Consider the following 851-nt stretch of genomic DNA (forward strand, 5'->3'; position numbering starts at 1 on the left):
GGCATGCCGCCGCCAGCCGACTCCTTCTTCGGAGCCTCGGCGATCATGGCTTCGGTGGTGACCAGCAGGCCGGCGACCGAGGCCGCATCCTGGAGAGCCGTGCGCACGACCTTGACCGGATCGACGATACCCATGGCGATCATGTCGCCATATTCGCCGGTCTGGGCGTTGAAGCCGAAGGTCGGGCCCTTGTTCTCGAGGATCTTGCCGGCAACGATCGATGCTTCCGCACCGGCGTTAGCCGCGATCTGGCGAGCCGGAGCCTGCAGCGCGCGACGCACGATGCTGATGCCCGCGGTCTGGTCGGAGTTGGCGCCGACAGCCTTGATGCTCAGCGAAGCACGCAGGAGTGCGACGCCGCCGCCGGGAACGATGCCTTCTTCGACGGCCGCGCGGGTCGCGTTGAGGGCGTCATCGACGCGGTCCTTCTTTTCCTTGACTTCGATCTCGGTCGCACCGCCGACGCGGATGACGGCAACGCCGCCCGCCAGCTTGGCGAGACGTTCCTGCAGCTTCTCCTTGTCGTAGTCCGAGGTGGTCTCCTCGATCTGCTGCTTGATCTGGGCGACGCGGCCCTGGATCTCGGCTTTCTTGCCGGCACCGTCGACGATGGTGGTGTTCTCCTTGGAGATCGACACCTTCTTGGCGCGGCCGAGCATGTTGAGGCCAACATTCTCGAGCTTGATGCCGAGGTCTTCGGAAATGACCTGGCCACCGGTGAGGATGGCGATGTCTTCCAGCATGGCCTTGCGGCGATCACCGAAGCCCGGCGCCTTGACGGCGGCGATCTTCAGGCCGCCACGCAGCTTGTTGACGACGAGCGTGGCCAGAGCCTCGCCTTCGACGTCTTC

The 851-nt window shown here is 65.2% G+C and carries 1 protein-coding gene; it reads right to left on the bottom strand.

The genetic code is table 11. The features are described 5' to 3' along the window. The coding region (groEL, locus tag ACWUKX_RS30970; protein WP_456010458.1) for a chaperonin GroEL at nt 1-851 on the bottom strand (851 nt) is incomplete at both ends.

The sequence above is a fragment of the Mesorhizobium sp. f-mel genome (genome assembly GCF_053850215.1).